At 71.9% G+C, this 23361-nt stretch carries 22 protein-coding genes; 2 read left to right on the top strand and 20 right to left on the bottom strand.

What is annotated here, in order from left to right; all coding sequences use genetic code 11:
• Positions 1-3: 3 nt before the first annotated feature.
• The 17 genes from C4U44_RS19490 to C4U44_RS19570 all read right to left on the bottom strand — a co-directional run bounded on the left by C4U44_RS19490 (position 4) and on the right by C4U44_RS19570 (position 18008).
• Entirely contained in the window at positions 4-738 is a 735-nt protein-coding gene (locus C4U44_RS19490) for a GntR family transcriptional regulator (protein ID WP_160145061.1), read from the bottom strand.
• Positions 739-1008: 270 nt separating this feature from the next.
• Positions 1009-1719, bottom strand: coding sequence for an ABC transporter ATP-binding protein (locus C4U44_RS19495; protein ID WP_103887142.1), 711 nt, complete (start codon positions 1717-1719; stop codon positions 1009-1011).
• Positions 1716-3575 (bottom strand): branched-chain amino acid ABC transporter ATP-binding protein/permease, encoded by a 1860-nt coding sequence (locus C4U44_RS19500; protein WP_103887143.1) that lies wholly within the window; start codon positions 3573-3575, stop codon positions 1716-1718. The genes C4U44_RS19495 and C4U44_RS19500 overlap by 4 nt, the downstream gene beginning before the upstream one ends.
• A 43-nt stretch (positions 3576-3618) precedes the next feature.
• Positions 3619-4491 (bottom strand): branched-chain amino acid ABC transporter permease, encoded by an 873-nt coding sequence (locus C4U44_RS19505; RefSeq protein ID WP_103887144.1) that lies wholly within the window; start codon positions 4489-4491, stop codon positions 3619-3621.
• A gap of 88 nt (positions 4492-4579) precedes the next feature.
• Positions 4580-5803 (bottom strand): ABC transporter substrate-binding protein, encoded by a 1224-nt coding sequence (locus C4U44_RS19510; RefSeq protein ID WP_103887145.1) that lies wholly within the window; start codon positions 5801-5803, stop codon positions 4580-4582.
• A 141-nt stretch (positions 5804-5944) separates the two neighbouring features.
• Complete coding sequence (locus tag C4U44_RS19515; RefSeq protein ID WP_146088297.1) at positions 5945-7192, bottom strand: PrpF domain-containing protein; 1248 nt, start codon at positions 7190-7192, stop codon at positions 5945-5947.
• Positions 7189-9615, bottom strand: coding sequence for a CaiB/BaiF CoA-transferase family protein (locus C4U44_RS19520; protein ID WP_103887147.1), 2427 nt, complete (start codon positions 9613-9615; stop codon positions 7189-7191). Before C4U44_RS19520 ends, C4U44_RS19515 begins: the two co-directional genes overlap by 4 nt.
• Positions 9612-10502, bottom strand: a complete 891-nt coding sequence (locus C4U44_RS19525) for an enoyl-CoA hydratase/isomerase family protein (RefSeq protein WP_103887148.1) — start codon at positions 10500-10502, stop codon at positions 9612-9614. The genes C4U44_RS19520 and C4U44_RS19525 overlap by 4 nt, the downstream gene beginning before the upstream one ends.
• On the bottom strand, positions 10499-11284 hold the full coding sequence (locus C4U44_RS19530; RefSeq protein WP_103887149.1) for a carboxymuconolactone decarboxylase family protein: 786 nt from the start codon (positions 11282-11284) through the stop codon (positions 10499-10501). The genes C4U44_RS19525 and C4U44_RS19530 overlap by 4 nt, the downstream gene beginning before the upstream one ends.
• 79 nt (positions 11285-11363) lie before the next feature.
• Complete coding sequence (locus C4U44_RS19535) at positions 11364-12260, bottom strand: NAD(P)-dependent oxidoreductase (protein WP_103887150.1); 897 nt, start codon at positions 12258-12260, stop codon at positions 11364-11366.
• Complete coding sequence (gene pcaC, locus C4U44_RS19540; protein ID WP_103887151.1) at positions 12253-12669, bottom strand: 4-carboxymuconolactone decarboxylase; 417 nt, start codon at positions 12667-12669, stop codon at positions 12253-12255. The genes C4U44_RS19535 and pcaC overlap by 8 nt, the downstream gene beginning before the upstream one ends.
• Positions 12670-12679: 10 nt before the next feature.
• The gene (locus C4U44_RS19545; protein ID WP_103887415.1) at positions 12680-13066 is read right to left on the bottom strand and encodes a cupin domain-containing protein; all 387 of its coding nucleotides are present in this window, start codon (positions 13064-13066) and stop codon (positions 12680-12682) included.
• 5 nt (positions 13067-13071) lie between these two features.
• Positions 13072-13983 carry an NAD(P)-dependent oxidoreductase gene (locus tag C4U44_RS19550; protein WP_103887152.1) on the bottom strand — a complete coding sequence of 304 codons (912 nt, stop codon included), beginning with the start codon at positions 13981-13983 and terminating at the stop codon, positions 13072-13074.
• On the bottom strand, positions 13980-14849 hold the full coding sequence (locus C4U44_RS19555) for an SDR family NAD(P)-dependent oxidoreductase (RefSeq protein WP_103887153.1): 870 nt from the start codon (positions 14847-14849) through the stop codon (positions 13980-13982). Before C4U44_RS19555 ends, C4U44_RS19550 begins: the two co-directional genes overlap by 4 nt.
• A complete protein-coding gene (locus C4U44_RS19560; protein ID WP_103887154.1) occupies positions 14846-15646 on the bottom strand; it encodes an N-acyl homoserine lactonase family protein in 801 nt (266 codons plus the stop codon). The genes C4U44_RS19555 and C4U44_RS19560 overlap by 4 nt, the downstream gene beginning before the upstream one ends.
• 826 nt (positions 15647-16472) lie before the next feature.
• On the bottom strand, positions 16473-17303 hold the full coding sequence (locus tag C4U44_RS19565; RefSeq protein ID WP_160145062.1) for a GOLPH3/VPS74 family protein: 831 nt from the start codon (positions 17301-17303) through the stop codon (positions 16473-16475).
• Between the two features lie 264 nt (positions 17304-17567).
• A complete protein-coding gene (locus tag C4U44_RS19570) occupies positions 17568-18008 on the bottom strand; it encodes a GFA family protein (RefSeq protein ID WP_103887156.1) in 441 nt (146 codons plus the stop codon).
• 481 nt (positions 18009-18489) lie between these two features.
• Here C4U44_RS19570 and C4U44_RS19575 point away from each other — a divergent pair, with 481 nt between their 5' ends.
• Positions 18490-19563, top strand: coding sequence for an NAD(P)-dependent alcohol dehydrogenase (locus tag C4U44_RS19575; protein ID WP_235032200.1), 1074 nt, complete (start codon positions 18490-18492; stop codon positions 19561-19563).
• Between the two features lie 309 nt (positions 19564-19872).
• Here C4U44_RS19575 and C4U44_RS19580 read toward each other — a convergent pair whose 3' ends face one another.
• From C4U44_RS19580 to C4U44_RS19590, 3 genes are all read right to left on the bottom strand, one after another.
• Positions 19873-20541, bottom strand: coding sequence for an NADPH-dependent F420 reductase (locus C4U44_RS19580; RefSeq protein ID WP_407642868.1), 669 nt, complete (start codon positions 20539-20541; stop codon positions 19873-19875).
• A 69-nt stretch (positions 20542-20610) separates the two neighbouring features.
• Positions 20611-21546, bottom strand: a complete 936-nt coding sequence (locus C4U44_RS19585; RefSeq protein WP_103887157.1) for an SDR family oxidoreductase — start codon at positions 21544-21546, stop codon at positions 20611-20613.
• Positions 21547-21636: 90 nt separating this feature from the next.
• Positions 21637-22269, bottom strand: coding sequence for an NADPH-dependent F420 reductase (locus C4U44_RS19590; RefSeq protein WP_103887158.1), 633 nt, complete (start codon positions 22267-22269; stop codon positions 21637-21639).
• A gap of 179 nt (positions 22270-22448) precedes the next feature.
• Here C4U44_RS19590 and C4U44_RS19595 point away from each other — a divergent pair, with 179 nt between their 5' ends.
• The gene (locus tag C4U44_RS19595; RefSeq protein WP_103887159.1) at positions 22449-23360 is read left to right on the top strand and encodes a LysR family transcriptional regulator; all 912 of its coding nucleotides are present in this window, start codon (positions 22449-22451) and stop codon (positions 23358-23360) included.
• Position 23361: the final 1 nt, after the last annotated feature.

The following is a 23361-nucleotide window of genomic DNA, read 5'->3' on the forward strand; positions in this document are numbered from 1 at the left end:
CTGTCAGTTCCGGGCCGCTTCCGCCTCGTTCTCCGCCAGCTGGTTCAGCGCGCTCGCGGCGGCGTTGCGCACGTGCGCGGTCGCCGCGGCCGCCACCGCGTCCAGGTCGCGCCGCTCGATGGCGTCGACGAGCTGGCGGATCTCCTCCAGCGACGCCTCGGGGCGGCCGGCGGTGGCAAGAGAGGTGGCCCGCAGCAGCCGGATGCGCCCCTGCATGGTCTGCAGGGTCTGGGCGAGGACCGGGCTGCGCGCGCCCTCGAAGACGATCTGGTAGAAGTCGTCCTTGGCCCGCAGCCGGGTCTGGGTCTCCGAGCCGGCCTCGGTGATCTCCTCGATCCGGACCAGGGCGCGGCGCAGTTCGGCGATCTCCTCGTCGCCGGCCCGCTTCACGAAGCGCTGCATCACCAGCACCTCCAGCGGGACCCGCATCTCGTAGATGTCCTCGGCCTCGACCGGGGAGAGCACCGCGACGATCGCGCCGTGCTGGGGCTGGATGGTGACCAGCCCCTCGGCGACGAGGCGGGAGAGCACCTCGCGGATGGTCGGCCGCGACACGCCCAGCTGCTCGATCAGCTCCCGCTCGATCAGTCGCTGTCCGGGCCGCAGCTGGAAGTCGAGGATGCCCTGGCGGATCACGTCGAGGACCTGCTCGCGAATCGGGGCGGCGACGCGGCCGATCCGCGCCCCGGCGAGGGGCGCTCCGGCCTCGCTGCCCGCCGTGCTCTTGTCCGATCCCACGCTGTGTCCTCCCAAAGGCGGCCTTCGCGGCCGTGTGCTTCGTTTCACGGTGCCGGCGTCCCTGCATGTCGGCGGCGGAGCCGGGGACGCCGATCGGCGCTCATACATTGTCTGACAATGAGCCGGTGCGCCCACCCAGCATAGGGCCTGCGCGGTCCGTGGCCGCCACTCGCGGCCGCCGCGGCCGCCGCCCCGCGAGGGCCGGCGGGGCGGCGGCCGCGGCCGTGACGGCGCCGCCGGCCGCGCGCGGCAGTGCCCCTGGACGCGCGGTCATGCGAAGTACGCCGACGCGATGTCGCTGGCGTCCTCCCACAACCGGACCCGCCCGTCGTTGAGCAGGTGGACCCGGTCGCAGTGCTCGTGCAGCATGCGGCTGTTCTGGTCCACGACCAGCACGCCGATGCCGTGCGCCCGGCCGAGCCCGGCCAGCGCCTCGATGGCCGTGCGCAGTGCCCGGGGCGAGAGGCCGAGGCTCATCTCGTCCACGAGCAGCACCCGCGGGCTGCCGATGAGCCCGCGGAAGAGGGCGACCATCTGCTGCTCGCCGCCGCTGAGCCGGCCGGCCTTCTGGCCGCGCAGCCGCACGACGGCCGGGAACGCCTCCTCCAGCGCGCCCCGAAGCGTCCGCTCGGCAGGCACCTTCCGGACGATCCCGAGCCGGATGTTCTCCTCCACCGTGAGGTCGGCGAAGATGCCGCGGCCCTCGGGGACGTGGGCGACGCCGGCTCGGGCGACGGCCTCGGGCCGCGCCGGCAGCCGCACGCCGTCCAGCGAGATCACCCCGCCGCTGCGGGCGGCCAGGCCCGAGATGGCGCGCAGCGTGGTGGTCTTGCCGGCGCCGTTGCGGCCGGCCAGGCCGACGATCTCCCCGGGCGCGACGGCCAGTGACAGCCCGTCGAGCACCCGCGCACCCGAGAAACGCACGTGCAGGTCCTGAATGCTCAGGCCGGCGCCGGCCCTCTCCTCGCTCACCGCGGTCATGACTTCCCTCCGGCTCCGACGAACACATCGACGACCTGGTCGTCGCTCAGCACGTCGCCGGCCGTGCCGGAGGTGAGGACCCGACCGAAGTCCAGCACCGTGCAGCGATCGGCGATCCTGCGGACGAACCCGACATGGTGGGCGATCACCACCACGGTCACGCCCGCACGGCGCACGCCCTCGATGGCGCCGGCGACGGCGTCGATCTCCTCCTCGCCGAGCCCGGCGGTCGGCTCGTCGAGCAGCAGCAGCTTGGGCTCGTTGGCCAGCGCACGCGCGATGTCGATGTGCTTCTGCTCGCCCATCGTCAGCTCGCCCGCGTGCACGCCCCAGCGGGACGCCGGAAAGTCCAGCAACTCCAGTGCGGCGACCGCCCGTTCACGGGCGACCCGGTCGCGGCGCCGGGTGCCGGGCAGCCCGGCCATCTCCAGCAGGGCGGAGCCGTTGTGCGTGGCGTACGCGCCCACCTCGACGTTCTGCCGGGCGGTGAGGTCGGCGACCAGCGAGGGGTGCTGGAAGGTCCGCGAGATGCCGCGCCCCCGGCGTACGGAGACGGGCAGCGCGGTCACGTCGTCGCCGTCCAGGACCACCCGGCCCGTGGCCGGCTGGATGCCGCTGATGCAGTTGAGCAGCGTGGTCTTGCCCGCGCCGTTCGGACCGATGACGGCGTGCACCTCGCCGCGGGCGACGCTCAGGTCCACCCCGCCCAGCGCCCGTACCCCGCCGAAATCGACGCCGATGCTCTCCAGCACCAGCAGCGGCGGGCCCGCGGGGGCCTGGCGCGGGCGGTCCTCGGCGGTGGCCGCGGGCACCGGCTGCTCGTCGGGCGCCACGGGGGCGTCGCCGGCCCGGGCCGTCTTCGGGCCCTCCGGCGCACCGGTCGCAGCCGGTGCCCGGCGCAGCGCGAACAGCTTGCGCACGGCCTGCTCGACCAGGTCGTACAGCCCGCGGTTGAAGAGCACCACGACGGCCAGCACCACCAGGGAGAACAGCAGTTGCGAGGCGGACGCCGAGGTGGAGGCGAAGCCGTTGACCAGGCTGAAGAAGAACACGGCGCCCAGCACCGGGCCGACGATGCTGCCGGTGCCGCCGACGGCGACGATCGCGAACAGCTCGATGGACTGGCTGATGCCGAAGGTGTCGGGCGACAGGTAGCCGACGTCCAGCGCCAGCATGCACCCGCCGAGCCCGGCGACCGCTCCGGCCAGGGCCTGGGCGCGCACCTTCTCGCGGAAGACCCGCACGCCGAGGACGGCGGCGACGACCTCGTTCTCCTTCACCACGCGGGCCGCCATGCCCGCGCGGACCTTGGTGTAGCGCAGGCACAGCGCGACGCTGACGGCGAGCGCGATCCACACCGTGTAGTAGAGCCAGTCGCCTTCGGAGAGGCTGTTGGCGCCGATGGTGACGGGCAGCACGGCCAGGCCGTTGGAGCCGCCGGTCCAGTGGGACAGCCGGGCGCCGCTGATCAGGTCCACCGCTACCGCGCCGAGGAAGAACGTGCCCACCGCGGAGCCGAAGAACCTCAGCCGCACGAAGAGCGAGCCGATCACCGCGGCGACGAGCGCGGCGGCGACGACGCCGGCGATGATGGCCGGCACCCACGGCCAGTGGGCGTGGATGCGTACCGCGGCCATCACGTACGCGCCGATGGCGAAGTACACGAACTGGCCGAAGGAGAACTGGCCCGAGTAGCCGGTGAGCACGTCCAGCCCGACCGCCCCGACCGCGTAGATCATGGCGACGACGAGGATGCCCTGTTCGCTGACACCGGTCACCGCCAGCGGTGCGAGCGCCAGCAGCAACAGGAGTACCAGCGCGGGCCATCCCACGTCGTCCCTGGCTCGCGTCAGCATGGTTCAACTCCCGCGTTTTCGTGATGGGTTCGGGTGGGCGCGTTCACAGCCGCCTCACCTGGGCGGTGCCGAACAGCCCGTTGGGGCGCACGGCGAGGGTGAGCAGCATGATCGCCAGCGCGCTGGCGAGGGTCAGGTCGCTGCCCAGGTAGGTGGAGACCAGGTCGGTGGCGACGCCGATGATGATGCCGCCGACGAACGTGCCCCCGAGGCTGGTGAACCCGCCGACGACCGCCGCCGCGAAGGCGAAGAGCAGGATCGGGTTCATCATCTGCGAGAAGAGCAGCTGCTTGGGTGCCAGCAGCAGGCCGATGAGCAGCGCCAGGCAGCCCGCGAGCATGTAGGCGATCGTCGACAGGCGCGTGGCGCGCACGCCCAGCAGCCGCGCGGTCTCCGGGCGCTGCGCGACGGCCAGGAACTGCAGGCCGGTGCGCGTGTACCGGAACATCGCCACGAAGCCCGTGACGATCACCAGCACGATGCCCACCGTGATCAGGTCGGACCAGCGCAGCAGCACCCCGCCGACCTTGGTGCCTCCGCTGGGCAGCAGAGACGGGAAGTGGTACGGCTGGTCGCGGCCGAAGAAGACGTCCGCCATCGCCGCCAGCAGCAGGAACAGCGCGACGGTGCGTACCAGCGTGTTGGCCTGGCTGCCGCCGAAGGGCCGCAGCACCACCTGGTAGATGAGCACGCCGAAGACGGCGCTGCACACCAGCCCGATGCCGGCCGCGGGCCACAGGCCCATGCCGTCCTTCCACAGCTCGTAGACGATGAACGTCTCGAACATGCCGATGTTGCCGACTGCGAAGTTGGCCACTCCTGTCGTCTTGTAGAGGAAGACGAGGATGAAGGCCAGCATGCCGATGAGCAGCCCGAAGGCGATGCCGCTCACGATGACCGATAGAGCAAGTCCCATGTCGTTCTCCCACTCCGCCGGGGGCGGCCGTGCGGGTCCCCGTGGGGCCCGGACGGCCGCGCCACCGCGCGTCCTTGCGGTCGGTCCGTCATCCGCCGATCGAGCCGGCCTGGTAGAAGGCGCCGTTCTTCACGCCGAAGACGTAGAGGTTGGAGACCCCCACGTGGTTGGTGGCGGAGAAGGAGACGGGCGGGTAGATCTCGGAGGCCTTCACCTGCGACATGCTCTCCATGGCCGCCACGACGCTCTGGCTGTCGATCGGCTTCTTGGCGGCCTTCAGCACCGACTCCACCACCTGGGCGGTGCCGCAGCCGCGCAGGGTCACGCCCTCGACCTCGATCTTGGCCGCCTTCAGGACGGCGACGCAGTCGGTGGCCTCGGCACTGGCGGGCGCGATCGTGTCGGAGGTGACCAGCAGCTTGGACTGGAGCGCGGGAGAGACGCCGCTGAGGAACGTCTGCTGGGAGACCGCGCTGGAGCCGACCAGGTACTTGTTGGGCGCGAAGCCGTTGTCGGTCATCGCCTGGGTGAACCGGGCGGCGTCCTGCGGGATCTGGTCCAGGACGACGTAGTCGGGGTGCTTCTGCTTCATCTTCAGCACCTCGGGCGAGAAGTCCGCGGTGCCGGGAGGGGCGTTGTAGTCGCCGACGAAGGTGCCACCGGCCTTCTTCACGGCCGCCTCGACCTCCTTGGCGGTGGTGGGCGAGTCCGGCGTCACCGTGCTCAGCAGGGCGACCGTGCCGGGGCCGTGCTGCTGGAAGACCCACGGGATCTCGGAGACGAGCTGGCTGCCGTAGGTCGGCATGAGGTTGAAGTACATCGGGCTCAGCGGCTTCAGCAGCGAGGTGGAGGCGCCGAAGACGTACATGAACGGGATCTTGGCCGCGTTGAGCAGCGGCAGCTGGGCGGGCGGCTGGAGGCTGCCGCACTGGCCGGTGACCGCGACGACCTTCTCGCTGATGAACGCCTTGGTGTTGGTGACCGCGCGGGCCGCGTCGTAGCCGTCGTCGCGGTTGTCGACCTTGATCTTGTGGCCGCCGATGCCGCCCTGGGCGTTGACGTGGTCGAACCAGGCGAGCATCGCCTTGTTCATCGGCGCGCAACTGGAGCCGACCGCACCGCTCAGGGGCACCGAGATGCCCAGTTTGATGTCACCGCTGGCCGAGCTGCCCGAGCCCGAGCCGCCGCACGCGCTCAGGACCAGGGCAGCGGCGGCCACCGCGGCGGCGAGCGCGCCTCTGCGCCGGCCCTGCCGCCCGTGGAAACCCGCGGCGAGCCGTGTACCGACCCGTCCGCTGTGATGTCTTGCCATCACCGACTCCTTGTGAACTTACGCATCCCATCGATGCACGTGGGACCGATGAGAAAGATTGTCTGACAGACTGACAATTCGTGAAGTGTGCCGACTGTAGCTCCCGGAGGGAGGCACAGCAATAGGCCTGACGTGGTGCGATTACTCAGCGACGGCCCCGGCGGGCGGCACTGCCGACCGGATGCGGTCCTCGGCGGGGATCGCCGAGCACAACCGCTCGACCTCCGCCTTCCGCACGAACACCTCCCCGCGCATGATCGGCCGGGCGGTACGCGCGATCCGGACGGCATCGACCACGCACCCCCCGTCCTCGTCGTGGGTGGCCGCCTCGACGACCGAGACACCCGAGGGGTGCGCGAGCAGCACGCTGCCGGGCTTGCGCCGCGGGTACAGGTCGTGGACCACCGTCCCCTCGGTCACCGCCGCCACCGCCGTACAGCAGCTCGCCGTGCCCGGGAACGCCTCGTGCAGGGTGTCGCGCATCGGCTGGATGCCCGCGAAGCGCACGGCGAAGTCGTAGTCCGCGGCCGCGAGCGTTCCGCCGCCGTAGAGCGCGAAGTCCCGTGCCGCGGTGACCCCCACCGGCCAGGGCGTGGTCGTGGCGTGGTCGACGCCGAGCAGGTCCTGGGCGGCCCGCCGCACCTCGTGGAAGCGCTCGGCGACGCCCAGGGGGCCGTCGGCGGGCATCTCCAGGCCGGTCAGGCCGACATCCTCCGCCCGGAAGAACACACACATGTTCGCCAGGTCCAGGATCGAGCAGGTCACCTCGCCCACACCGGGCACGGTGATCACGTCGGTGCGCCGGCCGGTCGGGAAGAGGCCGCCGCCCAGCGAGGCGCCGATCGCCCGGGAGAAGTCGGTGGTCACCGGCGCCCCCGGCCCGGTCACCCCGGCCATCCGGAAGTCGCCCGCGACCAGCGGGCTGCCGTCCGGGCCGGTCGGCACGTCGACGGTGAGCAGCATGCGGGTGTTGGTCTGGTAGACCCGCACGCTGGTCCGCCCCGGCACCGCAGGCACCAGGCCGGCCAGGATCGCGTACGTCCCCACGGCGGGCGTGAGGTTGCCGCAGTTGAAGTCCCAGTAGACCCGCTCCTCGCCGATGCCGATCTGGGCGAAGGTGTAGTCCACGTCGGCGTCGGGGCGCGCGCTCTCCTCGACGATGCAGCACTTGCTCGTGGTCGGCATCGCGCCGCCGATCCCGTCGATCTGGCGGGCGTCGCGCGCGCCGAACATGTCGATCAGGTACGGGCCCCACAGGGAGCGGTCCGCGGGCAGATCGCGTCCGCGCAGGTAGACCCCCTTGCTGGTACCGCCCCGGATCACCATCGCGGGGATGGCGACCATCTCCGCGCTCATGAGTCCGCCTGCGGAGCTCATCGCGTCAGTCACCGGCTCTCGCCTTCCTTCCGTGCGTCGTCTCCCCCGGCCGGTCCCGCCGGCCGGGCGCAGTGGACGGCGCCGGCGCCCTCAAGGCGCCGAACGTCGTCGGGTGCCAGGCCGGCCAACCCGGTCAGCACCTCCCGGGTGTGCTCGCCGATCGCCGGCGCCACCGGCCGGACGGCCGGGGAGTAGCGGGCGAACACCATCGGGGAACCCTTCACCGGCGGCCCGTCACCGCCGAAGGTCACGCCGCGCTCGGTGAACCGCGCGGTCGCGGCCCGGTCGGCGGCGGTCAGCACCGGAACGGCGGGCACGCCCGCGGCCAGCAGGGCCGCGGCTGCCTCGTCGCGGGGCAGCGCGGCGGTGACCGCACCGACCAGCTCGGCCGCCTCCTCGCCGTCCCACCACGCCGGGTCCCGCCCGGCGAGGTCGGGGCGTCCGAGCCAGCCGGCGAGCGCCGCGCGGTGGGCGTCGGTGGTGCACGCCACCGCCAGCCAGCTGTCCTCGCCCGCGGCCGGGAAGGTGTCGTGCGGCGCCGCCCCCGGGCGGCGGTTGCCCGTCACCCGGGCGTCGTGGCCGTTGACGACGTAGTCGGCGATCTGCGCCGACAGCGTCCAGCTCACCGCCTCGCGCTGGGAGAGGTCGAGTTCCGCGCCGGTGACGTCCTGCTGCACGCAGTAGGCCACGGCGGCCGCGCCCACCAGGGACACCAGCTGGTCGGGGTAGTTGACCTCGTACGAGGACCAGGTGGGCCCGCGGTCGGGGTAGCCGGTGACGGAGGCGAGGCCGGACAGCAGGTCCAGCGTCGATCCGAACGAGCGGTTGCCCGCCTCCGGGCCGTGCTGGCCCTGGCTGGACAGCGACAGGCACACCAGGCGCGGGTTCTGCGCGAGCAGCGTTGCCGCGTCGATGCCGAGCCGGCGGGTGACGCCCACCCGGAAGTTCTCCACCACCACGTGGGCGTGGCGGGCCAGTTCGCGTACCAGGCGCTGCCCCTCGGCGGTCTTCAGGTCGATCGCCACGTCCAGCTTCCCGATGTTGTTCGACGGGAAGTAGGGCGAGGTGGGCGGTGTTCCGGCGCGCAGCTGGGACTCGGTGAGCTTCCAGGTGCGGAAGGTGTCGGGCCGGTCGGTCCACTCGACCTTCAGGATGGTGGCGCCGTGGTCGGCGAGCAGCCGGGTGACCGCCGCGCCCGCGGTGATCGTGCCGAAGTCGAGGACGACGAGCCCGTCGAGCGGCGGGCGCTCGGCTGCGGCCCGGAGGTCTACCGGCGGGCGGGATGCGGACGGGCGGGATGCGGGCTCCTTGCGCGGCAGCCACGCGGTGTCCGGCTGCGGGGCCGGCGGCCGGCCGGAGTCCCAGCCGAGTCCGGCGCCGTGCAGCGGGCCGCCGACGGCCGGCACCCGGCCGGCGCGGGCCTCCGGCCCGAGGCCGAGGAAGCCCCGGCCGGCGAGCTGTTCGGAGGCCGCGAGGTCGGACGTGCGGGCCACCCAGCCGAAGGGCAGGCCGAGCTCCTGGGCGCGGGTGTACACCTCCTGCGCCGGCAGCTGCGCGGTCCACCGCTCGATCACCGGCCACCAGCGCTCCGGGTGCGCGCTGCGCTCCTCCTCCGAGGCGAGCGCGGGGTCGCGCAGCGCCGGGTCGCCGATCAGCTCCACCACCGCGGGCCAGTGCCGCGGCAGGAAGATGTAGCCGACCCAGCCGTCCGCCGCGCGCACCAGCCGCCAGTCGCCCTGGTCGCGCACCGCGCGGCCCGGGGCGAGGCCGGTCATCGACCAGTTGACGTCGCTCTTCCAGTCCATGTACGCGGCGACGTCGCACAGCGCCACCTCGACGAGGTCGCCGCCCTGCCCGGCGTCGCGGCGCAGCAGTCCCAGCATCGCGCCGAGGAAGCCGGTGACGGCCCCGCAGTGCGCGGCCTGCTCGCCGCCGAGGGCGAGCGGCTTCCGCCCGGCCTCACCGATCATGGTGGCCAGGCCGCCGTAGCTCTCGGCGAGCAGGCTGTCGGCGGGCAGGTCGCGGTACGGACCGGACGGGCCGAAGCCGGTGATCCACACGGTGACCAGTTCGGGGTGGGCGGCGGCGAGTTCGCCCGGGTCGAGGCCGAGCGCGCGGGCCCGGCTCGGGGTCGCGTCCAGGACCAGGACGTCGGCGTCCGCGAGCAGGCGGTGCACGTCCGGCAGCCCGCCGTCGGGGCCGGCCGCGTCCAGGCCGCGCTTGCCCGCGTGCACGGCGACGAACTCCAGCGACAGCCCGTCGGCGTTGAGCGGGGCACGGTGCCGCAACGGGTCGGCGGGGTCGGTGGCGACGCGCACCACGTCGTGGCCGAGGCCGGCGAACAGCCGCCCGCACACGCCTCCGGCGACGCTCTCGGTCAGCTCCAGCACCCGCAGCACACGCGGGGGCACGGGTGCGGCCGGTTCCGCGGTCATCGGTCGGCCCCCTGCCCGGGGTGGCGGACGCCGCCGAGGAACCCCTCCAGGGCGCCTTCGTGGGAGCGGGTGCGCGCGTGGATCTCGGCGTTGACATAGGCGCCGAACTCCAGGGCCGCGCCCCACTCGCCGATGTGCATCGGGATCTGCCAGAGCGCCTTCTTCGACCACTCCAGCGCCACCGGATCGAATCCGGCCACGCGCTCAGCGAGTTCGAGGGTCCGCCGGTCCAGCTCGGCAGCGGGCACGGCGAGGTTGGCCATGCCCCACGCCTCGGCGGTGCGGCCGTCGATGCGCTCGGCGGTGAGCACCATCCAGGCCGCGCGCTTGGCGGACAACCGCAGTTGGGCAGCCGGCCCGGCGAGGCCGGGGTAGAAGCCGAAGCCGATCTCCGGGGTGCCGATCCGCGCGTCCTCCGCGACCACGGCCAGGTCGCAGGTGTTGATCAGGGTGGCGCCGCCGCCCAGGGCGTAGCCGGCCACCGAGGCGATGACGATGGCGGGGTGGTGCCGGATGTCCTCCTGCACCATCCGCCAGCTGCGATTGAGCTCGTCCTCGTCGTCCCTGCTCTTCGTGGCGAGCTGGGAGAGGTCCATTCCGGCGCAGAAGGTGCCGCCGGCGCCGGCGAGCACCACCACGCTCGCGTCCCGGCACTCCGCCAGTGCGTCGCGCAGTGCCTGGCGGGCCTGCCGGTCCAGCGCGTTGCGCTTGTGCGGGCGGTTCAGCGTGATCCGGGCGATCCGCTCGCCGACGCGGGTGACCAGGACCGGGGCCTGGTCGGCGGGGGCCGTCCGGCCGGGCTGGTCTGCTGCGCCCGGCTGGTTTGCGGGGCCGGACTGGTCCGCTGCGCCGGGCTGGTCGGCGGGGCCGGACGAGGTCGCCGTCATCGCCCGGACCCGCCGTTCTGCCCGGCCGCGCGCACCTCGTCGACGACCTCGTCGAGGATGGGCGCCGCGGCGGTGACCGCGTGGATCCCGAGGACGGAGGCGATCTCCATCACTTCCAGGATCTCCTCGGCGGTGGCGCCGTAACCGAGGGCGTTCTCGATGTGGGCCTTCAGACCGAGGGTGTAGAGGTGGGTGGCCGCGGTGTCGAAGGCGATGTAGACGAGTTCCTTGACCTTCGGCTCCAGCGAGCCGCCGCGCCAGGGCACGGAGGAGAACTCGGTGTAGGCGGCGAAGAGTTCGGGGTCGAGTTCGAGGATGTCGTCCCAGAAGGGGTTCCAGTAGCCGCGGTTCCCGGTGAACTCCGCCTTGATCTGCTCCTGCCGCTCGGTGAGCGGGGCGGGCCCGGTGCGCAACCCCTTCTCCTGGAGGACCTGGACCAGGACCGGCACGCCGATGTTCATGGCGTGGATGCCGAGCGTGGCGCACAGCTCCAGCACCTCCATGATCTGGGCCGGGGTCACGCCGACGTCCAGGGCGGCGCGTACGTGCTGGCGCACCCCGGGCAGGTACATGTGCGTCGCGTTGGCGTCGACGGCTATGTAGATCAGTTCCTTCACCTGAGGCGTCAGGTGGTTCTGCCGCCAGGGCACGGCGGAGAAGTCGAGGTAGGCGAGAAGGAACTCGGGATCGAGGCGCAGGATCGACTCCCAGCTCGGGCTCCACGTCCCGCGTACCTCGATGAACCGCGCCTTGATCTCTTCCTGGCGGGCGTTGAGTGTCATGGTGTGCCTTTTCTCGTGCGGTGGGCGCCCCGCGCCCTTTCCGGAGCGGCCTTCGGGGTTGCCCGTACGGGGACGGTGGTCACGCGCCCGCGGGCGGTGGGGCGTGCTCGTCGAGCCAGCGGGCGATCTCGGTGTGGTCGGCGTCGGCGGGCAGTTCCTCGGCCGCCCGGGCCCATACCTCGACCGCGTCGGCGCCCAGCCGGCTGGGCAGCCCCACCTGCTCGGCCAGGGCCACGGCGATCCGCATGTCCTTGAGCATCAGCCGCAGGCCGAAACCGGAGTCGTAGCTGCCGGGCAGCACGAAGCGGGGCCACTTGTTCTCGCTGGAACCACTGCGCCCGCTGGAGGCGTTGACGATCTCCAGCACCCGGGCCGGGTCGAGGCCGAACCGCCGTCCGGCGAGCACGGCCTCGCTGGTGACCAGCAGGTGCGTGGCCGACATCAGGTTGTTGAGGGCCTTCACCGCGTGGCCGCTGCCGATACCGCCGGAGCGGTACAGGGTCCCGAGACGGGTCAGCAGCGGTTCGACCCGTGCCACGTCGGTGTCCTCCCCGCCGACCATCACCGCGAGTTCGCCGGTGCCAGCCCGCGCCACGCCGCCGGAGACGGGGGCGTCGACCATCGCCACGCCGAGCCCGACGAGCTTCCCGGCGAGCGCACGGGTACGGGCCGGCTCGGAGGAGCTCATGTCGACCACGGTCGTCCCCGGCCGCAGCGCAGCGACGACCTCCGGGTCGCCCAGCACCGACTCGACCACGCCGGAGTCCGGCAGCATCAGGATCACCGTCGCGGCGCCGGCGACCGCGGCGGCCGCGGAGTCCGCCACGGCGCCGCCGGCAGCGGCGAAGGACTCGCGGGCCGCGGGGCCGACGTCGAAGCCGACGGTGGGCACCCCCGCCCGGACCAGCTGGGAGGCCATCGGCAGGCCCATCCTGCCGAGGCCGACGAAGGCGACCCCGCCCTGGTTCTCACTCATCGCCGTCCGCCTCCCCGACCTCGCCCAGTTCCCGCAGCACCTTCTCGGCGACGCGGAAGGACTCCAGCGCGGCGGGCACGCCGACATAGACCGCCGTCTGCAGCAGCACCTCCTGGATCTCCGCGACGGAGGCGCCGTTGGTGCGGGCACCGCGCACGTGGACCGCCAGCTCGTGCGAGCGGTTCAGGGCGGTGAGCATGCCGAGGTTGAGCAGGCTGCGGGTCTTGCGGTCCAGCGCCTCGCGGCCCCACACCGCCCCCCAGCAGTACTCGGTGACGAGTTCCTGCACCGGGCGGGTGAAGTCGCTGACCTGGCCGAGGGACCGGTCGACGTGCGCGGCGCCCAGCACCGCGCGGCGCAGGTCGAGCCCGCGCTGGTAGGTCTCGGCGTGCGTTGCGTCTGTCGTCATCGGGGAGTCCTCACATCGGGCGGGGGCCGGCACCCGTGGCACCGGCGACTTCCTCGGCCCACACCGTGGTACCGAGCGAGATGGCGAGATGGACGAGATAGGAGCCGGGGCCGGCGCCGTGCCAGTGCTGCTCGCCCGGCGGCACCCACACCACGTCGCCGGGGCGCAGTTGCTCGACGGGCCCGTCCTCGCTGCGGATCAGGCCGGAGCCGGCGAGGACGTGCAGGATCTGGCCGTGCTCGTGGTGGTGCCAGAAGGTCCGCGCGCCGGGGGCGAAGAAGACGGTGTTGATCACGACGCCGTCGGTGGCGGGCAAGACCGGGTCGGCCCACACCTGGCCGGTGAAAGTGTCGGACTTCCGTGCCGAGTCGGGCACTTCCGCGGAACGGCCGGGCATGATGATCACGCCGCTCCCCCTTCGGCGCTCCCGGTGTGCAGCCGCACCCCGCCGGAGACGTCGCCGATCGCGTCCACCACGGTGTTGCTGATCCGGTCGGCGTAGCCGAGGCCGCCCGCGAGACCGAAGCTGGCCAGCGGGCCGCTCACGTTGAGGGAGGCGACGCCGAGGTCGGCGGCGAGGTCGGCGTAGAGGGTGACGTCCTTCATCATCAGGGCGTTGGTGAGGCCGCCCTCCAGGTAGTCGCCGGTGATGATCCGCGGGAAGCGGTTCAGCGTCGCGAAGTTGACCCCGGAACTGGCGTTGAGGACATCGAGCAGCACCGCGAGGTCGAGGCCGGCCTTCTTGCCGGCGACCATGACCTCGGCGGTGGAGGCGAGCGCGACGGCGTTCAGGAAGTTGTTGAGGACCTTGGCGGTGTGCCCGGCTCCGCTCTCGCCGCACGGGAAGACGCGCGAGGAGAAGGCGTCCAGGACCGGGCGGACCAGCTCCAGCGCCTCGGCGTCGCCTCCCACCATGAGGGTGAGCGCGCCCTTGTCGGCGGCGGCCGCGCCGCCGGAGATGCCCGCGTCGAGGAAGGCCGCGCCCTTCGCGGCGAACCGCTCGGCCAGTGCCCGGGTGGAGGCCGGGTTCGCGGTGCTGAGGTCGACCACGATCTGGCCGTCGCGGGCGTGGGCGAGCACGCCGTCCTCGCCCCCGACGACCTTCTCGATCACCTTGCTGTCGGGCAGCGACAGCAGCACGGTGCCGCAAGCGGCCGCGACCTCGCCGGCGCTGCCGGCCGGCCGCGCGCCGACCTCGGCGGCCAGCCCGTCCCGGACGTCGAAGCCGAGCACCTCGTGCCCGCTCTCGACCAGCCGCCTGACCATCCGCCCGCCCATGTTGCCCAGGCCGATGAATCCGATCCGTCCGCTCATCCGATCCCTCCGTCTCCGCCGGCCGGCACCGCGGTGCCGTACAGCGCTTCGTCCAGTTCGTGTGTGGGCCAGGCCCCGGCGCCGCCCGAGGGACGGACGGTGTTGACGACGCTGGCGCCGCCGTCGGCCGAGACCACCTGGCCCGTGATGTAGGCCGCGTCCTCGCTGAGCAGGAACGCGGTCACCGCCGCGATGTCCGCCGGGGTCCCGGCCCGGCGCAGCGGCGTGGTGGACGCCCGCCGCTCCATGTCGTTCTTGCCGCCGACCGTGCCGGCCGCCGCGGCGAACAGGTCGGTCGGCACGATGCCGGGGGCGACCGCGTTGACCCGCACCCCGATCGGGCCGCCGTAGAGCGCGGCCCCGCGCAGCAGGCCGAGCGTCGCGTGCTTGGACGTCTGGTACGCCAGCAGGTCGGCGCTGCCGGTCAGGCTCGCGATCGAGGCGGTGAGCACGATCGCCCCGCCGCCGCCCTGCGCGCGAAAGCGGCGGAAGGCGGCCCGCAGCCCGAGGAACTGGCCGCGCACGTTCACCGCCTGCACCCGGTCGAACTCCTCGACGGTCAGCTCGGGCAGCGGGGCGAAGGTGCCGAAGATCCCGGCGTTCAGGTGGTAGAGGTCCACCCGGCCGAACGCGGCCACGGCCGCGGCGTCCCAGCGTGCGGTCGCCTCCTCGTCGGCCACGTCGGCGGCCACGGCAACGGCCTCGCCGGGCAGTTCGGCGGCGGTGCGGCGGGCCGCCGCCTCGTCGATGTCCACGGCGACCACGCGGGCGCCCTCCTGCGACAGCCGCAGGGCGCTGCCGCGGCCGAGACCGTTTCCGGCGCCGGTGACGACGGCCACCCGGCCCTCGAAGCGTCCGCCGGTCATGTCCGCGCCCTGCCGATCACGGCGGTGGCGTCGCCGAGCGGGCCGCCGTCGCGGCCGAAGCGGTCCAGGGTGGCCGGGTCGTGCCCGCTGACCACCTGGGCCGCCCCGCCCGCGGCCATGGCCTCGATCGTGTCGAAGCCGGCGTACATGTCGACGAGATTGGCGACCGAGACGAACGGCATCGCCTTCTCACTCTCCTCGTAGTAGTGGACGGCGTCGGAGGCGAGCAGCACCGGGCCGTCGGCGGTCTCGACGCGGACCACGCTCTGGCCGGGAGTGTGGCCGCCGACGCGGATGACCTCGATGCCGTCGGCGACGGTGACGCGGTCGTCGAAGAGCACCGCGCGTCCGCTGTCGACGACGGAGGCCAGTTCGGCCAGTTCGGCGTCCTCCACGGAGTGGTGGAACTGCACCCGGCGGCTGTGCGGCCCGGCCCAGAAGTCCACCTCGGCGCGGGCCACGACGACCTGCGAGCGGTCGAAGTGGTCGAGGTTGCCGATGTGGTCGTAGTGGGCGTGCGTCACGATCACCGTGGGGGCGTCGGCCGGGTCGACTCCGAGAGCGGTGAACGCCTCCACGGGGTCGATGAGCGTGGTGCGCCCGCGGTTCGCCCCGCCGGCCCGGCTGAAGCCGGTGTCGACCACGAAGGTGCGGGCCTCGTTGCGCACGACCCAGAAGAAGTAGTCCATCCCGATCGGCGCGTCCGGCTCGCCGTAGAGGCCGTAGTTGAGGAACACCTCGCTGCGGACCGTCTGCCGCGTCCCGTAGCGGGCGACGACGACTTCGTACCCGCTCACGGGCGCCTCCCCTCGTCGGTGATGTACTCCGACGGGATGGCATGACTCATCGCCATATCGCCCCCTTTGGCTTGGCTCCCGCGATCGATTGCCTGACTATATGACCGTCTGACAATCCTGCCAAGAGCCCTGGTGCGGGCATTCCTCATCGGACTCCCGCCCCTTGGACACCTCCAGCACCAGCAGGCCCGTCGGTCACGGTCCGGGAGAACATGTACGGTGCATCGACCCCCGCCGCGCCCCGGGCGTCACCAGGCCGCGAGCGGCCGAGACGCCGAGGCCGTAGGGACGCCGCCTGGCACGAAGCTCCCGCCGGCACCCGGGGCGGCGCTCGGCGGGGGGTGCACTCGGCGCGACCTCGCACGCCGCGGGGCGCGCGCTGCGGCGGTCCGAGCGGCTGGACGGTTCGCGCTTCCCGGGGCGCTCGCCTCGCGACGAGTCCGCTTCACCGGAACGGCCGTCCCGTCACCTCATCCGAGTCCACGGATGCCGAACTCCCGGGCGCTGCAGGTGATGTGGCAACATCGCCGGATCGGGTCAGCGAACGTCGCCGGCCCGTCGGGACAACTCCGGGCCCGCCCCACCCCGCACGTCGGACGGAGACACCGGCACCCAGCACGCGTCTCGCCCCACGTCAGCAAAGCAGCCGCCACACCCAGCGCCACCACCACGAAACCCGAATCCTGACGCGCCGTCACTGACACTCAAGGGTGCTGCTTGAGCAGCGTTGGCAGGACAGCCCGCCGCTCAGGCAGCACCCGTGTACAACGAGCAGTGCCGGTGTTCCCGATCGCTGCAGTCGACGGCGCCGGCGAACTCGTACGGGTCACCACCCGTCGCCGCCTCCCCCGTGGTGGGCGCCGCCATGGTCGCCGGGTGCGTGGTGAACGCCCGTGTGTGAGGTGGAGTCCGCGCCGGACCAGGCACCGGGGTCCAGGTCATGGCCGAGGCTGTGGCCGCCGGTGGTGAAGTCGGCGTACAGATCCGTGAGTTCGTCGTAGAGACGGCGGCTGAGGAGGTCGACGCCGGTGGCGAGGGCGTCCGCGAGCTCCAGGTCGGCGACGGCGGCGTGCGCGGTCGTGGTGGCGAGGCGATCAGCGGCGACGAGCCGAGCCAGACGGCGGCGGGCAGGGAAGCCGCGCGGACCGGGGTACACGGTGCGGGCGAGGCCGGCCGCCTGGACGAGGGCGGTAAGGACGAGGGTGCTCTCGGCGGAGGACGGCGCGGCGGAGCCGGAGCGGACCACGGTGTCGACATGCGCCACCAGCGCCCGGCGGCGCGACACGTCGACGGAGAGGATGTCGTGGCGGGTTCGGCCGCCGCGGTCGCGCCATCGGCGAACGCGCACTGCCCTCTGATCCTGCAGACGGGACAGGTACTCGCTGACAAGGGAGCGCGGGGTCTCGCGCAGCCAGTCCTTCACGGTGGGCGCAGGCGTGGCCCGGCACAGGCTGTGAAGCACGTTGTTGAGGCGCCGGTCCCCTCCGCGCGAGGGTTCCACCACCTCGATCCGCCGCGCCCCGAGCGAGATCCGTCCACCCGCGGCCAACTCCGCCAACTCCGCCGCCCGCAGAGCGAACCGGAGCCGGCCCCCACCCCGTATCCGCCGCTTACGCGGATCGATCGCGAGCAGCAGCAGTTCATCCCCCATCGTCATACATATGAGGTTATGCATCACCACCAGTGGAGGGCAGCCTTCCGCCCGAACGACCGCCGGCCGAACCGCCAGGGGCACCTCCGGATCCCGCACCATCACCTCGCGCCGCCTGCCGAGCCGCTCGGCACCGGCCGGGTCGGTGACGGCGGGCGGTCACGGGAGACGCGGCTCGGACCGAGGCCGCCGGCCAGGTGGATCACCAACTCCGCCGGCACCGCGACCACGTGATCCCCGTGCCGGACAACTGCCAACGGCCGGCGCTCTCTAGGATGCCTCCGCCGTGGCCGTGACACCGTGGTCGTACTGCGGGATGGGAAGCGCCTGCACCCAGGGTTGCCGGCTCCACGTGAAGATCTCGACCTGGGGGGAGAACCACGGATCGGGGCGGTCAAGGCTGCCCTCCTGAACGAAGACGCCTCCGGGGAAGTCGGCCAGGTTGTTCGTGTACACCCGGGAACCGCAGCGCACGCAGAAGACCCGGTCGAGACCGTTGCCCGCACACGTCTCCGCGTTCTTCGGGTAGTGGAAGCTCGTGGTCTCACCCGTCACGTGGAAATCCGACTCGGCGACGAGTGCGAATGTCGCCATCTCACCGCCGGACGCCCGCTTGCAGTCCGTGCAGTGGCAGTTGGCGACGAACGACGGCTCGTCATCGAAACCGTACGTCACCGCGCCACACGCGCAGCGACCCTCATGCGTGCTCATTCTTGCGATGTCCCTTCTGCGATTCTCCCGCCGATTCGCGCGGCACTCGCAGCGATATCGGTGAGCGGTGGCACAACAGCCGACATTCCGCGAGGCAGCAGCGGCCAACGCCGCCGCACCTGCTCATGCCGACCTCTCGCACGAAGCAGCCGACTACCAGTGTGATATGCCCACCAGTCGGCAGCAAATCGTACGCTGCCGTTTCATGCACAGGTACCGACGGTTTGCGTAGGCGCGAAAAGAACCGAGTTGGGCAGTGAACCTGGGCGCGGGAATGCCGGGACGTCCGGAGGCAACGGCACCGGAGTCGGCACTGCAGGCGACGCCGATGACACCCGTGTTCAGCTGCCCCCAGGCAGGTTGCAGGTCTCCTCCATGCGCGAGACGCTGGGTGAGGAGCCGCGACTCGGTCCGGCATGACATGTTTCCCAACCCCCACCGAAATGGCCACAGTCCGCCAAGGGAAAGCGAGGAGTACCTCATGCACATGCAGGCAGCCCGGATGCACGGCTACAACGAGCCTCTTCGGATCGAGGAGGTTCCCGTTCCGGATCCGGCGGCGGACGAGATTCTGCTGAAGGTCGCCGCGACGGGAATATGCCGCAGCGACTACCAGCTTCAGGACGGGTATTTCAAGGGACCGTTTCCCGTGGACTTCCCGTACATTCCCGGTCACGAGGTCACCGGCCGGGTGGCGGGGTTGGGCAGCGGCGTTCCGAAGACGGTGGGTTACACCGAGGGTGACATGGTCGTGGTCAACCCGAGTTGGGGTGACGGCACATGCCGGCAGTGCCGTGAGGGCAACGAGCATCTGTGCAGCGGAAACGGCCGGTGGGTGGGGTTCGGCCCGCCGGGAGGCTTCGCCGAGTACATGGCGGTGCAGTACCGGCATGTCATTCCGGTCTCCAAGGAGGCCGCGAAGAAGCCGGAGTTGCTCGCGCCGATGACCGACGCGGGCATGACCCCGTACCGGGGAATGCGCAAACTGCGTGACGCGGGCAAGCTCGGACCGGGCCGCACGGTCGCGGTCACCGGCATTGGCGGGCTCGGGAGTTACGCGGTCCAGTACGCCAAGCTGCTCGGCAGCGGAGCCGTGGTGGTGGCTCTTGCCCGCAGCGACCGCAAACTGGAGGTCGCCAAGGACAACGGCGCGGACCACGGCATCAACGTACGGGACAAGTCCACCGAGGCCATCCAGGACGAGCTCGAACGGCACACGGGCCGCAGGACGCTCGACGCGGTGCTGGACTGCGTCGGCAGCGAGCAGTCCATCTCCATGGACTTCGCCCTGCTGGGTCCCGAGGGGGCGGTGGCGGCGGTCGGGCTGATGAGCGACCACGTCGAGCACCGGCAGTTCCCGTTCGTCGGCATGGAACTGTCCTACCTGGGCTCCTTCTGGGGCAACCACCTCGACCTCGTCGAGGTTCTCTCACTCGCCGAACGCGGCTTGGTCAAGCACAACGTGACCAAGGTCGACCTCGCGGACATCAACGAGAACCTCGAGTCCCTCGGGCACGGCGACGTCGTCGGCCGCCAGGTCCTCGTCTTCGCATGACCACGGCCGATCCGCGGGAGCGGACCGGCTGCCAGGGCGGACGTGGCGCGAGGGCGCGGCGGAGGCGGGGAGGACGGGCAGCAGGGGACCGCCGGAACCAGCGCGCCCGGCCGGCGGCTGATCGCGAGGGCCCGGTCGCGCTGCGGGGAGGCCGGCGCGCCCCCTGCCCGAGGTAGTCGTCCGCGGCTCCTCCTGCGGAGCTTCCCGGTGCCGCCCGGTCTCATTCCTCGGCCCGCTGCCCCCACCCGGTGTGCCCCGGGCGGGGGCATGGCACGGCCGGACCGCGTCACGGTCCGCGGGGATCGACGGTTACGGCGTTGCGGCGGCCAGTGCCGCGCGGATGGCGTCCTCGCCGGCCGGCCGGCCCTTCTCGTTCGAGTACGGCCCGTACGGTGTTCCCCATACAGGCGTGCCCGTCGCCTGCCGCCAACTGCCCGCCAGGGTTCCCGTGTCCACCACGTTGTAGCCGATGGATTCGATGAATGCGGTCACCGTGGCCTTCGCCGGCGCGGAGTCTCCGGCGATCGGCAGGGAGGAGCGGTCGGCCGCCCCTGCCGGGCGGGCGAGTGACAGCAGGTGCTTGAAGAAGATGGTGTTGAACGCCTTCACCAGCAGGGCGTCCGGGATGTGCCGCAGGAGCAGCTCGCTCGAGGTGAGGGATTTGCTGTCGAGTTCGGGGATGTGCCCGTCACGCTCGGGGCCGTAGTTGCAGGTGTCGATGACCGCCTTGCCGGCCAGTCGCGCGGCGGGCATGAGGGGGAAGGCGCTGACCGGCACCGTGATCACGACCATGTCACCGACCGCTGCGGCCTCTTCGCTCGTCGCCGCGAACGCCCGCGGCCCCAGTTCCGCGACCGTGTCCACGAGCGTTTCGGGACCACGCGAGTTGCTGAGCACCACGTGGTGCCCGGCCCCGACAGCGAGCCGCGCGAGGGTCCTGCCGATGCTTCCGCTTCCGATGAATCCCACCGTCTTCATATCTTGACGTCCTTCAGGTAAGCCGAGCGTGCCGGTTGCCGGCCTCGTGACGATCCGGGGTTCCCGCCGTCAACGGGCGGGGACGTAGTGGCCGTTGTCCATATCGGCGAGCAGTCCGGGCTGGGTGGGTTCCCAGCCGAGGGTGCGGCGGGTGATGAGGTTGGACGCCGGGTAGCTCTGGGTGACGATGTTCGTGAGGAACCCGAAGTACCCCGGCGTCATCAGGGCGTCGTTGGGAACGCTCACGGCGGGCAGGCCCAGGCGGCCGGCGATGGCCTCGGCGATCGCGCGGAACGGGGTGCCCCCGTCCTCGACCGCGTGCCAGTACCTGCCGGCCGGCCCCTTCTCCAGCGCCAGGCGGAACAAGGAGGCGGCATCGCGGATGTGCACGGCGTTCCACAGGTTCGCACCGTCCCCGGGGTAGCCGGCGAACCCCTTCTCCTTCGCGAGCGCGATCAGCGTGGGGAGGAAGCCGGCACGATCGGTCGTGCCGTGCGCGATGTTGGCGATCCGCACGACCGAAGATCGCACCCCCTGCTCGGCGAGGTCGACAACGGCCCTTTCCACGACGTTGCGGACTCGCAGGGTGCCCTTGTGCTCGTCACCGGCGGGGAGGGCCGGGTCCTCCTCGACGACCGACCGCTCCAGGTTCCCGGGCGAGCCCATGCTTCCCGCAGCGACCAGTGGCTTTCCGGTTCCCGCGAGTGCCTCGCCGTACGCGAGCACGATCGGGAGTTCCGCGGCGGCCACGGCGTCCATCCCGCCGGAGGGCAGCAGATCCTGCCGGTGGGCGACGTGGATGACGCCGTCGGAATCCGAGGCCGCGTCCTTGAGCCCGTCGAGGTCCTGGAGGTCGCCGCGGCGGACCTTCGCGCCGAGCGCGGACAGGGCCGCCGCGGAAGCGTCCGACCGGGCCAGGCCGGTGACCTCGTGTCCTGCGGCGATGAGTTCGGGGATGATGTAGGAACCGGAATGGCCGGTCCCCCCGGCGACGAATACGCGCATCTGACGTTCCTTGTGAGGTAGGTGCGGGGTTTTCTCGTGCCGCAGGTGAACTCGCGTCATGCGGCCCAAGAGGTAGTGGTAAGGGTGTGCTCAGCCGAGGAGGGTGATGCCGAGGGAGAAATCGGTGTGCTTGACGGAGTGGTTCATGAGGCCCAGCTCCAGCAGGCCGACGTTCTCCAGGGCCCGCGCCATGAACAGGTTCCCGGTGTCCCAGGGGCGCAGCCCCAGGCTCTCGACGAATGCCGACACATTTGCCTTCGCCTGCGCGTCGTCGCCGGCGATGAACACGTCCAGAGGCCGGCCCTCGGCCGGGCCGGCCGCCAGAACATGGGAGAACAGCGTGTTGAACGCCTTGACGACATGCGCGTCGTCGGGAGCCGCCTCGGCGATCTCCTGTGCGCCGGAACTGTCGTCGGGGACGGTGAAGCCCTGCAGGTCGGGGGCTACGGGGTTGGTGATGTCGATGATGATCCTGCCGCGCAGCGCGTCCCCGTACTCCCTCACCACCGCTGCCGCGCCGGCGTACGGCACGGCGAGGATCACGAGGTCCCCGGTCGGGGCCGCCCCGGCCGCTCCGGCAGTGGCACCGTCGAGCGCGGCGGCCAATTCCTCGGCCTTGGCCTGGTCGCGGCCGATGATCTCGACGGCGTGACCGCCGGCGAGCGCCCGCCCGGCCAGTGCGCGGGCCATGTTTCCCAGCCCGACCATGCTGATGCTGCTCATCGGAGTTCCTGCTTTCCGGGCCTGGACCCGTCTGTCTGGTTCGGGTGTCGAATTCTTGGACCGAATTCCCTTCGGCGTTCTGAAGCGCCTGTTTTCAGGCTGCCATCGGGCCCGAGTCGGCGTCCAAGACCTCTTTGAGCCGTGGTGATACCCTGAAGGCATCACCAGCTGGAGGTTCCATGGATCTGGATCTGCGCAAACTGCGTTATTTCGTGACCGTGGCCGACCAGCTGCATTTCGGCCGCGCCGCCGATGAGCTCCATATCGCGCAGCCGGTGCTCAGCCGGCAGATCCGCGCCCTCGAGCAGGATCTCGGCGTCTCGCTGTTCACCAGGGATCGCCACGGCGTGGAGCTGACGGATGCGGGCCGGCAACTGCTGTCCGACGCCGGTCCGTTGCTCGCCTCCACCCAGGCGGTCCGCCGCCGGGTGTCCGCGGCCGCCGGCGGCGAGCGGCGGCTGATGGTCGGTTTCCGGGCCGGCATCGCGGTCACCCCTGCGGTCCGCGCGTTCGAGGACCGGCACCCGGACGTGGTCGTGGACCTGCAGCGGATCGAAGAGGACGACCAGGCGGCGCTGCTGCTCGACGGCCGTATCGACGTCGGCTATGTACGGCTGCCCATCGACGAGGCCGGCCTGCGCGTCACCCCGCTGTACGCCGAGCCGCGGGTGGCGGTGCTGCCCGCCGGGCACCGGTTCGCCGGCAAGGATGAGGTCACCGAGGCCGACCTGGCCGGCGAACGGCTGCTCTGGCACGGCGACCCGAGCACGCAGCCCACCAAGCGCCCGCTCCCGGACGCCGGGTACCCGGTGCGCGGGGTGGACGAGACGCTCGAGCATGTCGCGGCCGGACGGGGCATCGCCTTCCTGGCCCGCTCGGCCTCCGTGTTCTCCTCGCATCCGGAGGTCGTCTACGTGCCCATCCCGGATCTGGCGCCCGATCAGGTGTGCCTCGCCGTGGCGGCATCGCGCACCTCACCGGTGGTGGATGACTTCGTCACGGCGGCTCGGTCGACGGCCGAGATCACGGCGGAATGCGGAAACTACGAGATGTGGCAGCGCGGAGGCGACACCGTCTCACGGCGCGCGTGAG

The sequence above is a fragment of the Actinacidiphila yanglinensis genome, assembly GCF_900107965.1.
In the GTDB taxonomy this organism is placed as follows: domain Bacteria; phylum Actinomycetota; class Actinomycetes; order Streptomycetales; family Streptomycetaceae; genus Actinacidiphila; species Actinacidiphila yanglinensis.